Origin of the sequence: Aquisalimonas sp. APHAB1-3, from assembly GCF_048323695.1 — a bacterium.
Taxonomy (GTDB): Bacteria; Pseudomonadota; Gammaproteobacteria; order Nitrococcales; family Aquisalimonadaceae; genus Aquisalimonas.
This window is the reverse complement of sequence record NZ_JBLWFT010000014.1, coordinates 20,772-33,960: the sequence shown is the minus strand read 5'-3', so window position 1 is coordinate 33,960 and position 13,189 is coordinate 20,772. Positions and strand designations below refer to the sequence as shown.

At 68.1% G+C, this 13,189-nt stretch carries 11 protein-coding genes; 10 read left to right on the top strand and 1 reads right to left on the bottom strand.

Annotated features, from left to right (window positions below; all coding sequences use genetic code 11):
* The first annotated feature begins 21 nt into the window (after positions 1-21).
* The 4 genes from pepP to ACNSTU_RS15485 are packed head-to-tail and all read left to right on the top strand — an operon-like array spanning position 22 to position 5,623.
* Positions 22-1,329, top strand: coding sequence for a Xaa-Pro aminopeptidase (pepP, locus tag ACNSTU_RS15500; RefSeq protein ID WP_290633213.1), 1,308 nt, complete (start codon positions 22-24; stop codon positions 1,327-1,329).
* Positions 1,330-1,334: 5 nt separating this feature from the next.
* Positions 1,335-2,564, top strand: a complete 1,230-nt coding sequence (gene ubiH, locus ACNSTU_RS15495; protein WP_290633215.1) for a 2-octaprenyl-6-methoxyphenyl hydroxylase — start codon at positions 1,335-1,337, stop codon at positions 2,562-2,564.
* On the top strand, positions 2,557-3,765 hold the full coding sequence (locus ACNSTU_RS15490; RefSeq protein WP_290633217.1) for a UbiH/UbiF/VisC/COQ6 family ubiquinone biosynthesis hydroxylase: 1,209 nt from the start codon (positions 2,557-2,559) through the stop codon (positions 3,763-3,765). Before ubiH ends, ACNSTU_RS15490 begins: the two co-directional genes overlap by 8 nt.
* Before the next feature lie 46 nt (positions 3,766-3,811).
* A complete protein-coding gene (locus ACNSTU_RS15485; RefSeq protein WP_290633219.1) occupies positions 3,812-5,623 on the top strand; it encodes a phosphoenolpyruvate hydrolase family protein in 1,812 nt (603 codons plus the stop codon).
* Here the strand turns inward: ACNSTU_RS15485 and ACNSTU_RS15480 are convergent.
* Complete coding sequence (locus ACNSTU_RS15480; RefSeq protein WP_418212584.1) at positions 5,608-6,282, bottom strand: phosphoenolpyruvate hydrolase family protein; 675 nt, start codon at positions 6,280-6,282, stop codon at positions 5,608-5,610. The two genes, ACNSTU_RS15485 and ACNSTU_RS15480, sit on opposite strands and share 16 nt — an antisense overlap.
* A 242-nt stretch (positions 6,283-6,524) precedes the next feature.
* Between ACNSTU_RS15480 and ACNSTU_RS15475 the strand changes: the two genes are divergently transcribed.
* The 6 genes from ACNSTU_RS15475 to ACNSTU_RS15450 are packed head-to-tail and all read left to right on the top strand — an operon-like array spanning position 6,525 to position 13,143.
* Positions 6,525-7,727, top strand: coding sequence for a Tm-1-like ATP-binding domain-containing protein (locus ACNSTU_RS15475; RefSeq protein WP_290637984.1), 1,203 nt, complete (start codon positions 6,525-6,527; stop codon positions 7,725-7,727).
* Positions 7,728-7,738: 11 nt separating this feature from the next.
* Complete coding sequence (locus tag ACNSTU_RS15470) at positions 7,739-8,572, top strand: phosphoenolpyruvate hydrolase family protein (protein WP_290634133.1); 834 nt, start codon at positions 7,739-7,741, stop codon at positions 8,570-8,572.
* Positions 8,573-8,589: 17 nt separating this feature from the next.
* Positions 8,590-9,453 carry a branched-chain amino acid ABC transporter permease gene (locus ACNSTU_RS15465; RefSeq protein ID WP_290634131.1) on the top strand — a complete coding sequence of 288 codons (864 nt, stop codon included), beginning with the start codon at positions 8,590-8,592 and terminating at the stop codon, positions 9,451-9,453.
* Positions 9,450-11,669, top strand: coding sequence for an ABC transporter substrate-binding protein (locus ACNSTU_RS15460; RefSeq protein WP_418212583.1), 2,220 nt, complete (start codon positions 9,450-9,452; stop codon positions 11,667-11,669). Before ACNSTU_RS15465 ends, ACNSTU_RS15460 begins: the two co-directional genes overlap by 4 nt.
* Positions 11,670-11,690: 21 nt before the next feature.
* Positions 11,691-12,434: an ABC transporter ATP-binding protein gene (locus ACNSTU_RS15455; protein ID WP_290637997.1), complete on the top strand. Its 744-nt coding sequence runs from the start codon at positions 11,691-11,693 to the stop codon at positions 12,432-12,434.
* Positions 12,427-13,143, top strand: a complete 717-nt coding sequence (locus ACNSTU_RS15450; protein ID WP_290636810.1) for an ABC transporter ATP-binding protein — start codon at positions 12,427-12,429, stop codon at positions 13,141-13,143. The genes ACNSTU_RS15455 and ACNSTU_RS15450 overlap by 8 nt, the downstream gene beginning before the upstream one ends.
* Positions 13,144-13,189: the final 46 nt, after the last annotated feature.

The following is a 13,189-nucleotide window of genomic DNA, read 5'->3' as shown; positions in this document are numbered from 1 at the left end:
CTCCGCAATCACGGAGGCCCCATGGATCAGCAGGAATACGCCCGCCGGCGCCGCGAGCTCATGAACCTCATGGGTGACAACGCGGTGGCGGTGGTGGCCGCAGCCCCCGAGCGGCCGCGCAACCGGGATGTGGTCCATCCCTACCGTCAGGACAGCGACTTTCACTACCTCTCCGGCTTCCCGGAGCCCGATGCCGTGCTGGTGCTGATACCCGGGCGGGAGCATGGTGAATTCGTGCTGTTCTGCCGCGAGCGTGATCCGGAAAAGGAGGTATGGGACGGGCCGCGCGCCGGTCAGGACGGTGCCTGCGAGCGCTATGGCGCCGACGACGCCTTTCCCATCGATGACATCGACGAGATCCTCCCGGGGATGCTCGAGGACAAGCATCGCCTCTACTGCACCATGGGGCTGAATCCCGACTTCGATCACGCCATTCTCGGCTGGGTGAATCAGGTCCGCACCCGCGCCCGTGCCGGCGCGCGCACCCCCGGCGAGTTCGTGGCGCTGGAGCACCTCCTCCACGAAATGCGGCTGATCAAGAGTCCGGCGGAGCTGGAGCAGATGCGCGAGGCCGCGCAGGTTTCGGCCGAGGCCCACCGGCGCGCCATGGTCGTGTGCCGGCCGGGAATGGCCGAGTATGCGCTGGAGGCGGAATTTCAGTATGTCTTCCGCCGCAGCAACGGCTGGCAGGCGTATCCGCCCATCGTCGGCGGCGGTCGCAACGGCTGCATCCTGCACTACATCGAGAACAACGCCACCCTGCGTGACGGCGATCTGGTGCTGATCGACGCTGGCGTGGAGCTGGACTGCTACGCCTCGGACATCACCCGGACCTTCCCGGTGAACGGCCGCTTCACCCCGGAGCAGCGGGCCGTCTACGAGATCGTGCTGGCGGCTCAGGAGGCGGCCATCGCCGCCGTGCAGCCCGGCAACCACTGGAACATGCCCCACGAGGCGGCGCTGCGCGTGCTGGTGCAGGGGCTGGTGGACCTGGAGCTGCTGCACGGTGACGTGGATCAGCTCATTGCCGACGAGGCGTACCGGCCCTTCTTCATGCACCGGACCGGCCACTGGCTGGGCATGGACACCCACGACGTGGGCGATTACCGCATCGATGGTGAATGGCGATTGCTGGAGCCGGGCATGGTGGTCACCGTGGAGCCGGGCCTGTACATCGCCGACAGTATCCCCGAGGTGGACCCGCGCTGGCATAACATCGGCGTGCGCATTGAGGACGATGTGGCCGTCACGGCCACGGGCCACGACATTCTCAGCGCCGGCGTGCCCAAGACCGTCGCCGACGTGGAATCCGCCATGGCGGGGGAGTAAGCGCGGTGACGGCGGCAACAGCGGATGTGGTGATCGTCGGGGGCGGCCTGGTGGGCGCCAGCCTGGCCATTGCCCTGGGCGGCAGCGGGCTGCAGGTGCGCGTGGTCGACCCGGTAACCGCCACAGCCCCGGAGCAGCCCAGCTACGACGACCGCAGCACGGCCCTGTCGCCCACCAGTCGCAGGATTCTCGAGGCGCTGGAGCTGTGGCCGGCCATCAACGGCGAAGCGGCGCCGATCCGCACCATCCACGTTTCCGACCGGGGCGGGTTCGGCGTCACCCGCATGCAGGCGGAACGGGAGGGCCTGGACGCTCTGGGGCACGTGGTGCCCAACCGCGTGCTGGGTCGGGTGCTGCGGGACCGGCTCGCGGCGCAGCCGGATGCCGTGCGGTCCGTGACCGCCCGGGTCGAGTCTGCGGAGCCGGGGCAGGACGCCGTGCATCTGACCCTGGACGACGGCACCGGCCTGGCGGCGCGCGTCGTCGTGGCCGCCGACGGCACACGCTCGGCGCTGCGGGCGTGTCTGGGCATCGAGATGCGGGAGACCGACTACGACCAGGTCGGCGTGGTGGCGAACGTAACCCCCGCCCAGCCGCCCGACGGGCGGGCGTTCGAGCGGTTCACGCCGGAGGGGCCACTGGCGCTGTTGCCGCTCTCCGGTGGCCACTGCTCGCTGGTCTGGACGGTGGCGCCGGCGCGCGCGGAAGCGCTCGCGGCCCTGGATGATGCGGCGTTTCTCGACGCCCTGCAGGACGCGTTCGGCCATCGGCTGGGGCGCTTTCTGCGGGTGGGCCGGCGCGCTGTCTATCCGCTGGCGCTAAGTCGCAGCACCCGGCGCGTTGCCGACCGGAGCGTGCTCATCGGTAATGCCGCGCGCACCCTGCATCCGGTGGCTGGCCAGGGCTTCAACCTGGCGCTGCGCGATGTGGCCGAACTGGCCGAACGGCTTCACGGGGCCGCGCGCCGTGGCGAGGATCCCGGCGCGCCAGCCCTGTTGCGCGGCTACGCCGATGCCCGCGCGAGCGATCATCGCCGGGTCACGGCCATGACCGACGGGCTGGTGCGGTTGTTCTCGAACCGTCTGCCGGGGCTACGGCTGGCCCGCAATCTCGGGCTGGTAGGCATGGAGCTGTTGCCCGCGGCGCGGGACGGGCTGGTCCGTCAGGCCATGGGCCGGGGCAGCCGTGTGCCGCGTCTTGCCCGCGGGCTGTCACTGGAGTCGGACCATGGCTGAGCAGCGTACCGACGTCATCATCATCGGCGGCGGAATGGTGGGGCTGGCACTGGCCGCGGGGCTGGCCGATTCCGGTTTCTCCGTGGCGGTGATCGAGGCACGGCAGGCGCCGCCCTGGGACGAGGCGCGCACCAGTAACCGGGTCTCGGCGATCACCCACACCTCGCGCCGGATTCTGGAGCGCGTCGGCGCCTGGGACGCCATCGCCGCCCGACGGGTCAGCCCCTTTGAAGCGATCCGCGCCTGGGACGCCGCTGGCCATCCAGGGGTGACCTTCCACGCGGCGGATCGGGGCGAGGCGTGGCTTGGCCACATCGTCGAGAATACCCTGATCCAGGACGCGCTGCGCGAGGCCGTGGGCCGACGCCCCGGGGTCAGCCTCTACTGCCCGGTTGCGGTGGATGAGCTGGACACGGCCGAAGACGCGGTGGCCGTGCGCCTGGAGGACGGCCGCCGGCTGCGCGGCGGTCTGCTGGTGGGTGCGGACGGCGCCAGCTCCATGGTTCGGGAGCACGCCGGCATTGCCGTGCGCGAGCGGGATTACGGCCAGCGCGGGATCGTTGCCACCATCACCACCGAACAGCACCATGGCGCGGTGGCGCGACAGCGGTTCCTCCCGGAAGGGCCGCTGGCGCTCCTGCCCCTTGCGGACGGTCGCTGCTCCATCGTCTGGTCGGCGGACAACGCCCGCGCCACGGAGCTGCAGGCGCTGTCCGACCGCGAGTTCAATACCGCCCTGACCGCCGCCTCGGAGGCCGTGCTGGGCCAGGTGACGGCGAGCGTCGATCGCGCTGCGTTTCCCCTGCGCAGGCTGCACGCGGAGCGCTACGTGGCGCCGCGAATCGCCCTGGTGGGCGACGCCGCCCACGTCATCCACCCGCTTGCCGGGCAGGGCGTCAATCTCGGCTTTCTCGACGCCGCCGCGCTGGTGGACGTGATGGCGGCGGCTCGGGAGCGGGGGCGTGACCCCGTCGGCTACGGCGTGCTGCGCCGCTACGCCCGCTGGCGCCGGGGCGACAACCTGCTCATGCAGTCGGCCATGGACGGGTTCCACTGGCTGTTCAGCAACGACGACCCCTGGCGTTCGCTGCTGCGCAATGCCGGTCTGGGCGTGACCGACCGGCTGGCACCGGCCCGGGCGCTGTTCGTCGATCAGGCCGTCGGTCACCGCGGAGACCTTCCCAGCCTCGCTCGCAGGTGATACATGTTGGTGGGGTGTAACCCCTGATGGCGACGGATCACCCGACATGGCAAGGCAGCTGACATCTGAAAAGCGGACCTTTCTCGTAGGCGCGGCCATCGGTGCCGGTATGACAGCCCGGGCGGCCGCCCATGGCGGTGCCGACTTCCTCCTGGCGCTGCACGCCGGGCGCCTTCGCGTCATGGGCGCTCCGTCCATCTCCTGCATGCTCCCGGTCGCGGACAACAACCGCGCCGTGCTGGAGTTCGCCCGCGCCGAGATTCTCGGCAGGGTCGACCTGCCGGTGTTCTTCGGCGCCTGCGCCTTCGATCCCCGCGTTGATCTGGAGGCGCTGGTGACGGAGGTGAAGGCGGCCGGCTTCGACGGCATCTGCAACTTCCCCACGGCGGTCCACTTCGACGGTGCCATGCGCGAGAACCTGGAGTATGGGGGTGGCGGGTTCGGTCGCGAGGTGATGCTCATGCAGGTGGCCCGCAATCAGGGCCTGCAGACGTGCGGGTACGTCCGCCAGCAGGAGGAGGCGGTGCTTATGGCGGATGCCGGCGTGGACGTGGTGTGCATCAACTACGGCTGGAACGCCGGCGGCATGGCCGGAGTGCCGAGCCGCTACACCCTGGAGGATGCCGGGGAGCATGCGCGGCAGGTGTTCGAGGCGGTGCGCCGCCGGCGGCCGCGGGTACGCTGCGCAGTGGAGGGTGGCCCCATTACCACGCCGGAGGAGGCTCAGCAGGTGGCGGAAGCCTCCGGCGCCGCCGGCTACATCGGCGGTTCCACCATCGACCGGATCCCCCTGGAGACCGCGGTCGCCGAGACCACCTCCGCCTACAAGGCGGTGGCGACGCTGCAGAAGCGTATCCACAGCCTCAAGAGCGAGTGGCTCGGCGAGGGGCACGAGTTCGGGCTCATCGGTCGGTCCGCCGCGATCACGGCGGTGGTGCAGATGATCCGCAAGGTGGCCGACAGCGATCTGTCCGTGCTGATCTCCGGCGAGAACGGTACCGGCAAGGAGCTGGTGGCGCGCGCCGTTCATGCCGCCAGCAGCCGCAGGGATCAGCGCATGGTGGCGGTGAACTGTGCCGCCATCCCGCGCGAGCTGCTGGAGAGCGAGCTGTTCGGGCACGAGGCGGGGGCGTTCACCGGTGCCGTCAAGGCGCGGGTGGGGCGCTTCGAGCAGGCGAGCAACACCACGCTGCTGCTGGACGAGATCGGCGATCTGGCGCTGCCGCTGCAGGCCAAGCTGCTGCGCGTGTTGGAGGATGGCTCCTTCGAGCGCCTCGGCACCAATACGCCGCGCAAGACCCATGCGCGCATTCTCTGCGCGACCAACCAGCCCTTGCGGCGCATGGTGGCGGAGGGGGCGTTCCGGGAGGATCTGCTGTACCGCCTGAATGCGGTGGAGATCACGCTGCCGCCCCTGCGCGACCGTATCGAGGACATCCCGCTGCTGGTGCGCCACCTGCTGCCCACCATCGCCGAGGAGATGAACCCTCGCGTGCAGCAGATGGATGCCTCGGCCTACCGGGCGCTGATGCGCCACACCTGGCCGGGCAATGTGCGGGAGCTGCGCAATGTGCTGGAGCGGGCCGTGATCATGTGCGACGGCGATGCCGTTACCGCTGCCGACCTGCCGGTGCTGGACGCTGAGCCTCTCGGTGGCGCCTTGGTGCCGGCGGACGCTGCGGCGGCGCCGGCGGTGGCGGCGGTCGCAGCCCCCGCGGTACAGGAGCCGCGAGACGAGCGGGCGTGGATTCTCGCTGCCCTGGAGCGCAACCGTTTCCGGCGCGGAGAGACTGCCCGGGATCTCGGCCTCGCGCGCAAGACGCTCTACAACAAGATGCGCCGTTACGATCTGCTGTGATGCCGGATGGCGCCCACTCCCTTGGGGCGTGTTGCCGACTGCAGTGCCTTGAAGCCCGGATGGAGGTGAATGTTCACCGAGCCGGCGCCGGCGCGCCGCGCCTCGGCCGCCATGGCGAGCACCGTCTCCGACCGCTTCTCCCGCTGCTCGGCGTCCGGGCTGCTCAAGCCCGGCGTGATCACCAGCATGCCCGGCGGGTGTTCCAGCGCCGCCGCCATCTGTTCACGGGTGTGAATGACCAGCGCCGTGTTCATCCCCGCATCCGCCGCCAGTCTGATTAGTGCCAGTTCCTCCTCGAATCGGAAGCCGGAATGATCCAGCGCGGCGGCCAGCTCGCCGGCCAGGGGCGCCACGGAAGGCCAGTTGGCAATCCCGCGGAAGCCGGCGGCCTGGAGCTGATCCAGCAGCTCGGCGGGGCGGCGGAACGGGTCGTGTGCCAGCACGGCCGCGAAGGTGGAAGCCCCCGGTCTGGTGCCGTCGGCGGTGGCGGCCAGCAGCGTGTCGTTGTTGTCGCCAATGGGCAGCGTGCACGCCATGGTGGCCAGGTGGGGGTCGAGGCCGGCCGTGAGCGGACTGAACAGGGTCGCGGCGGGGTGCAGCGCCACGGCCTCCGCAAGCGTGGCAACAATGAATCCGTCCTGCTGGTGTTCTGCTTCCATGGCGATTTCCCGTTCAGGGTAACAATGAGTAGATCCGGGTATTGCGTACTCAGGATTACTCGTTGTGTTTTGGTTCAAATGCCCGGAAAACGGCGTTATGGCCCGGTTTCCCGGCCCTGGCACGGCCTGTGCAAAGTCCCGGGCCAGAACGACAAGCCTGCGTGGACAACCGTTTCAAGGTTGCCACAGGTCAGGCGGGGGTGCCGACCCAGCCCCCAGACCCCGGAGCACGGAGGAGAATCATGACGCGCAAGGCGTACGTTATCGGAACCTGTGACACCAAGAGCGCCGAGCTGCGCTATGCCTGCGGCCTGCTGCGCACGGCGGGCGTGGAGGCGGTGCTGGTGGACATCGGCACCCGCGGGGATGGCGGCGAGGCGGATATCCGCGCCGCTGACGTGGCTGCCAACCACCCCGACGGTCAGGATGCCGTGTTCGTGGACGACCGTGGCCGGGCGGTGGCAGCCATGGGCGAGGCGCTGCGCCGCTTCATCACCACCCGCTCTGACCTGGGAGGTGTTCTCGGCATGGGCGGCTCAGGGGGCACCGCCATGATCGCCCCGGCCATGCGGGAGCTGGACGTGGGCGTGCCCAAGGTGCTCGTTTCGACGGTTGCTTCCGGCAACGTGGCACCCTACGTGGGCCCGAGTGACATCACCATGATGCCGTCCGTGACCGATGTTGCCGGCATCAACCGGATCTCGCGCCAGGTGCTGGGCAATGCCGCCAACGCGCTGGCAGGCATGATGAGCAACCGGATCCCCGAGGACCGGGGTGACAAGCAGGCCATTGCGCTCAGCATGTTCGGCGTCACCACCGACTGCGTGAACCGCGTCAAGGACGTGCTCGCCGCGGATTACGACTGCCTGGTCTTCCACGCCACCGGCACGGGCGGGCAGTCCATGGAGAAGCTCGCGGACAGCGGCATGGTCGCGGGCGTGCTGGACATCACCACCACCGAGGTCTGCGACCTGTTCATGGGCGGCGTGTTCAGCGCCGGCGAGGAGCGGTTCGACGCCATCGCGCGGACCGGGGTGCCCTACGTGGGCTCCTGCGGGGCCCTGGACATGGTCAACTTTGGCGCGCCGGATACCGTGCCCGCCGAGTACAGCGGGCGCACCTTCTACGAACACAATCCGCAGATCACGCTCATGCGCACGACTCCGGAGGGGAACGCGCGCATGGGGCGGTGGATCGGCGAGAAGCTCAACCGCTGCAATGGACCGGTGCGGTTCCTGCTGCCGGAAGGTGGCGTGTCCCTGATCGATGCGCCGGGGCAGCCGTTCCACGATCCGGAAGCTGACGCGGCCCTGTTTCAGGCACTGGAGGAGACGGTGCAGCAGACGGCCGACCGTCAGCTCATCCGTTATCCCCACAACATCAACGATCCGGAGTTCTCGCAGGCTCTGGTGGAACACTTCCGCGCCGTCATGGCGGCCCGGTGAAGGAGGCGACAGTGAGCAGGTGGACACGGGACAAACTGGTCAGCCAGTTCCAGGATATGGTCAAGCGCGGTCAGCCCATCATCGGCGGCGGCGCGGGCACGGGGCTGTCGGCGAAGTGCGAGGAAGCCGGCGGCATCGACCTGATCGTCATCTACAACTCGGGCCGCTACCGCATGGCCGGCCGGGGCTCCCTGGCCGGGCTGATGGCCTACGGCAACGCCAACGAGGTGGTCAAGGAGATGGCCCGCGAGGTGCTGCCGGTAGTCAAGGAGACGCCGGTGCTGGCCGGCGTGAACGGGACCGACCCGTTCATGATCACCGACCACCTGCTGGCGGAACTCAAGGCCATGGGCTTCGCCGGTATCCAGAACTTCCCCACCGTGGGGCTCATCGATGGCACCTTCCGGGCGAACCTGGAAGAGACCGGCATGAGCTACGCCCGCGAGGTGGAGGTGGTCAGTCGGGCGCGGGAGATGGACATGCTCACCACGCCTTACGTGTTCAGTGAGGAGGATGCCGTGGCCATGACCCGGGCCGGCGCCGACATCATCGTGTGTCACCTGGGCCTGACCACCGGTGGCAGTATCGGCGCGGAGACCGCCATGACGCTGGACGACTGCATCCAGCCCATCAACGACTGGATCGCCGCCGCCCGTGAGGTCCGCCCGGACGTGATCGCGCTGTGTCACGGTGGCCCCATCGCCATGCCGGATGATGCCCGCTACATCCTCAAGCACTGCCCTGGCTGTAACGGCTTCTACGGCGCCTCCAGCATGGAGCGGCTGCCCACCGAGCAGGCCCTCACCGATCAGACGCGGGCCTTCAAGGCCATCGCCGAAGGCTGACGGGAAGCGGTGCAAGTATGACTCTGGATACGTTCTATTTCCTGTCCCTGAACGGGCTGACCCTGGCTGCCTTGCTGTTCATCATGGCGACCGGGCTGACCCTGGCCTTCGGCCTGATGCGGGTCGTGAACCTGGCGCACGGGGCATTCTACCTGCTGGGTGGTTACGTCGGCGTACAGGTGGTTCAGGAGACGGATTCCCTGACGTTGGGCATTCTCGTGGGCGGGCTGGTGGCCATGGTCGGCGGCGTGCTCATGGAGCGCCTGCTCCTCCAGCGCGTGCGCGGGCTGGATCTCTCGGAGGCGCTGCTCACCATCGCCGTGGGCATGATCATCGCCGACGGCCTGCTGGCCATCTACGGCGGGTCCTCCATCAGCCTGCCGCTGCCCCCCGAGCTGCGCATGCCCATGGACCTGGGCGTGATGATGTACCCCACTTTCCGGGTCTACATCATGATCGGTGCCCTGGCGCTGGGCGCGGTGCTCTGGGTGGTAATGACCCGGACCCGCATCGGTGCGGCCATCCGCGCCGGTGTGGATGACCGCGAAACCGCCATGACCCAGGGCATCAACGTGCCGTTGCTGTTCGCCGGCGTGTTCGGCGCCGCCAGCTTCCTCGCCGGCGCCGCCGGGGTGATCGGCACGTCCTACATGTCACTCGGGCAGGGGCTCGACGTGCGCGTGCTGATGCTGTCGCTGGTGGTGATCATCATTGGCGGGATGGGGTCGCTCAAGGGCGCGGCGGTGGGCGCGCTGATCACCGGCATGGTGTACAGCTTCGCCTCAGGCTATCTGCCGCATTTCGCCCTGTTCTTCCTGTTCCTGCCCATGACGCTGATTCTGGTTTTCCGGCCCCAGGGCCTGTTTGGACGGACGACATGAAACGCGAAACGCTAGTGATTCTGGGTGTGGTCGCCGGGCTGCTGGTGTGGCTGTTGATCGCGGGTGATTACGCTGTCTCCCGCACCAACCGCGCCATGATTTATGCCCTCATGGCCCTGAGCTTCTCGGTTCTGGCCGGTCGGCTGGGCTGGTTCTCCCTGTGCCAGACGACCCTTGCGGGCGTGAGTGGCTACGTGGTGGCCATCCTCGGTGCCCAGCACGGGCTGCCCTATGCGGTGGTCATTCCCGCGGCGATTCTCACATCGGTGCTGTTCGCGGTGGTCTTCGGCGTGCTGACCGTGCGGGCCAGAGCCGTGAGCTTTCTCATGCTGACCCTGGCACTGGGCCAGATGGTCTGGGCGCTCTCGTTCCAGTGGGTGGGACTGACCGGCGGCTATAACGGGATCTCCGGCGTGCGTCTGCCCATGGTGCTGGGTTTCAATCTCAATGACCCGCGCGTGTTCTACGTGCTGCTGGCCACCTGCACGGTGCTGATCTTCCTGGCCGTGCACCGCTTCTACAACTCCCGCTTCGGCCTGCTGTTGCTTGGCATCCAGGAGAACGAGCAGCGCATGCGCGCTCTGGGGCACCCGGTCTATCTGGCCCGTTTCGCCGCGTTCGTGCTGGCCGGCGCCATTGCGGGCGTGGCCGGGGTCTTCCTGGTCTACGACATGGGCATCATGTCGCCGTCGCCCCTGTCTCTGAACCAGGCGGTGCTGGTGCTCACGGCCGCCGTGCTGGGCGGGTACCGGACGGTCTGGGGCCCTGCCCTTGGGGCCGGCATCCTGATTACCCTGCAGACGGGCGTTGCCCAGTACACCGATCGCCACATGATGGTGGTGGGGGCGGTGCTGGCGCTGTGCATCCTGCGGGCTCTCCGAGTTCTCGTGGAAATCCCTGGTTCGCGGCCGCAGGGCCACGACATCGTCCACATAACGACAATCCGTTCCGGAGGAGGACGTCCCATGAAGACACTCAAGACCATTGCAATCGGCAGCGCTTCGGCCCTGGCCGTTGCCGCCACCGTCAACGCCCAGGCCGATGACACGCTGCGTGTCGGCGTGATCGGCCCCACCAGCGGTGTGTTCTCGTTCTTCGGTGAGCAGCAGCGCATGGGCGTGGAGCTGGCCATCGAAGAGCTTGGTGACGAGGTAGCCGGCTACAACCTGGAAGTGGAGTTCTACGACTCCCAGGGCGACGCCGAGGTGACCGTGGATCAGCTGCGCGCCATGGATTCCCGTGACGACGTGGACATCGTGGTGGGCCCGGTGCTCGGCGGCACCGGCCTGGCCGGCCTGGAGTGGGCCAGCGGCTCGGGCGTGCCGACCGTCATCTCCTACTCGGCCCCCGAGGACATCACCATGCGGGATCGCGTGGAGAACGTGGTGCGCGCGGGCTGGACCGGTGCACAGCCGATGTTCGCCTTTGGCGAATATGTCGCCGAGGAGCTGGGGCACGAGGACATCGTCATGGTCGGCCAGGACTACGCCTTCCCCTACGACCAGCTCGGTGGGTTCATGCGCGGGTTCTGTGCGGCCGGCGGCAACTCGGTGGAGCGGATCTGGCACCCCACGGATACGGCGGACTACAGCTCCATCCTCGCCACGCTGCCCCAGGGCGATGCGGTGCTCTACAACGGCGCCGGCAGTGACGGCCTGGCCTTCTTCGAGCAGTACCGCGACTTCGGCATGCACGAGCGGATGCCGCTGCTCGGTGGCTCCAACTTCTACGCCGTGGGTGACCTGCCGGAAATGGGTGAGGCCGCCAAGGGCGGTGTCTCGGCCCTGCAGTACGCGGAAGGGCTGGAAACCGACAACTTCATCGCCTTCCGCGATGCCTTCTGGGAGATGCACGGCGAGGACACCATGCCGCTGGCGCCGGCCGAGCATGGCTACGTGGCGCTGAAGATGGCGGTGGGTGCCGTTGACGAGTCCGGCAGTCTGGACCGTGACGCCATCATCTCCGCCCTGCGTGACACGGAGATGGAGGATGCCCCGCGTGGCCCGTTCCACCTGGACGAGTACGGCAACCCGGTGCAGAACATCTACATCAACGAGGTCAAGGAAGTGGACGGTCGTCTCAAGAACGTCCCGATCAAGACGTACGAGGAAGTGAGTCAGTTCGGCCCCTACGACGCGGAAGAATACATGGCGTCCGAGCCGTACAGCCGTGACTTCCCGCCGTCCGACTGCAGTGACGACTTCTATCAGCAGTAACCGCAGCGCAGGAGCGATTGCATGAGTACGGAGCAGGCACTGGGCGTCGCTGGCATTGCCAAGTCGTTCGGTTCGCTGGTGGTGGCCAGCGACGTCCACCTCTCCGTGGCGGCGGGTGCCCGCCACGGCCTGATCGGCGTCAACGGCGCGGGCAAGACCACGCTGTTCAACATGATTGCCGGAGAGCTGAAACCGGACCAGGGGGACATCCATTTCTTCGGTGAGCGGATCACCCGGGACTCGGTGATTCAGCGCACCCTGAAGGGGCTTGGGCGGACGTATCAGGTGTCCACGCTGGTGCCCACCGTGACCGTGCGCCAGAACCTGGCGCTGGCACGGGGCGATGGCCGGATCCCGTCGCTGTGGCGGCCCTGGGATGATGGCCTTGATGATGCCCTGCTGGCCACGGCCGATCGCCTCGGCCTGACGCCCCTGCTGGACGATCTGGTGGCCAACCTCTCTCACGGCACTCTGCGCCAGCTGGAACTGGCCATGGTGCTGGCACGGGAGCCGCGGCTCCTGCTGCTGGATGAACCTGCTGCGGGGTTGTCGCGTTCCGAGCGCCAGGTGCTCACCGGGATGCTGCGTGATCTGCCCCGGGAGGTGACCCTGCTGATGATCGAGCACGACATGGATATGGTGCTTGCCCTGAGTGACCGCATCTCCGTCCTGCATCAGGGGGAGGTCTTTGTCGAGGGCACACCGGATGAAATCGCCGCCAACGAAGGCGTGCGGGATATCTATCTGGGGCGCGCCCATGGCTGAATCAATGATTTCCGTGACCGAACTGAACGCCCACTACGGACTCAGCCATGCGCTGCAGGGCCTGAATCTGGGGGTGGGCAGGGAATGCGTCGCCATCATGGGGCGCAACGGCGTGGGCAAGACCACGCTGGCAAGGGCGCTTGTCGGCCTCAATCCACCGCAGGTGGAGGGCCGGATCAGCATTTTCGGCACCGACGTAACCGGCTGGGCTCCGCACCGCATCGCGCGCCACGGCGTCGGTTACGTGCCTCAGGGCCGGCGGCTGTTTCCGTCGCTGACGGTCGAGGAGCACCTGACGCTGAACAGTCGCCCGGGGCCGACCGGTGACCGATGGACCCTGCAGGCCGTCTACGACATGTTCCCTTCGCTGGCGCAGCGGCGCCGGTCTTACGGCAACCAGATCTCCGGCGGCGAACGCTCCATGCTCGCCATCGGCCGGGCGCTGGTAACCAATCCCGGATGTCTGATCCTCGACGAGCCCACCGAGGGGCTGGCCCCGTCCGTGGTGGAGACGGTCTCCAATGGGCTCCGGGATCTGAGCCGTGAGGGTGTTGCCGTGCTGCTGATCGAGCAGAACGTCAAGGCGGCCGCCCTGGCTGCGGACCGGGCCTACTTCATGGCCGAAGGGCAGATCGTCTACGAGACGGATGACAAGGCGGCCATGACCGACGACGAGGTGCTGGGCAGGTATCTGGGCGTGTCCGCCTGAGGCGTCGCGGCCATGGCAAAGTCGTCGCACGTGACTATACTTCCGA

Coding starts and splice junctions, on each gene's coding strand:
- pepP (WP_290633213.1), top strand. CDS start 22: ATGGATCAGCAGGAATACGCCCGCCGGCGCCGCGAGCTCATGAACCTC.
- ACNSTU_RS15490 (WP_290633217.1), top strand. CDS start 2,557: ATGGCTGAGCAGCGTACCGACGTCATCATCATCGGCGGCGGAATGGTG.
- ACNSTU_RS15485 (WP_290633219.1), top strand. CDS start 3,812: ATGGCAAGGCAGCTGACATCTGAAAAGCGGACCTTTCTCGTAGGCGCG.
- ACNSTU_RS15480 (WP_418212584.1), bottom strand. CDS start 6,282: ATGGAAGCAGAACACCAGCAGGACGGATTCATTGTTGCCACGCTTGCG.
- ACNSTU_RS15475 (WP_290637984.1), top strand. CDS start 6,525: ATGACGCGCAAGGCGTACGTTATCGGAACCTGTGACACCAAGAGCGCC.
- ACNSTU_RS15465 (WP_290634131.1), top strand. CDS start 8,590: ATGACTCTGGATACGTTCTATTTCCTGTCCCTGAACGGGCTGACCCTG.
- ACNSTU_RS15460 (WP_418212583.1), top strand. CDS start 9,450: ATGAAACGCGAAACGCTAGTGATTCTGGGTGTGGTCGCCGGGCTGCTG.
- ACNSTU_RS15455 (WP_290637997.1), top strand. CDS start 11,691: ATGAGTACGGAGCAGGCACTGGGCGTCGCTGGCATTGCCAAGTCGTTC.
- ACNSTU_RS15450 (WP_290636810.1), top strand. CDS start 12,427: ATGGCTGAATCAATGATTTCCGTGACCGAACTGAACGCCCACTACGGA.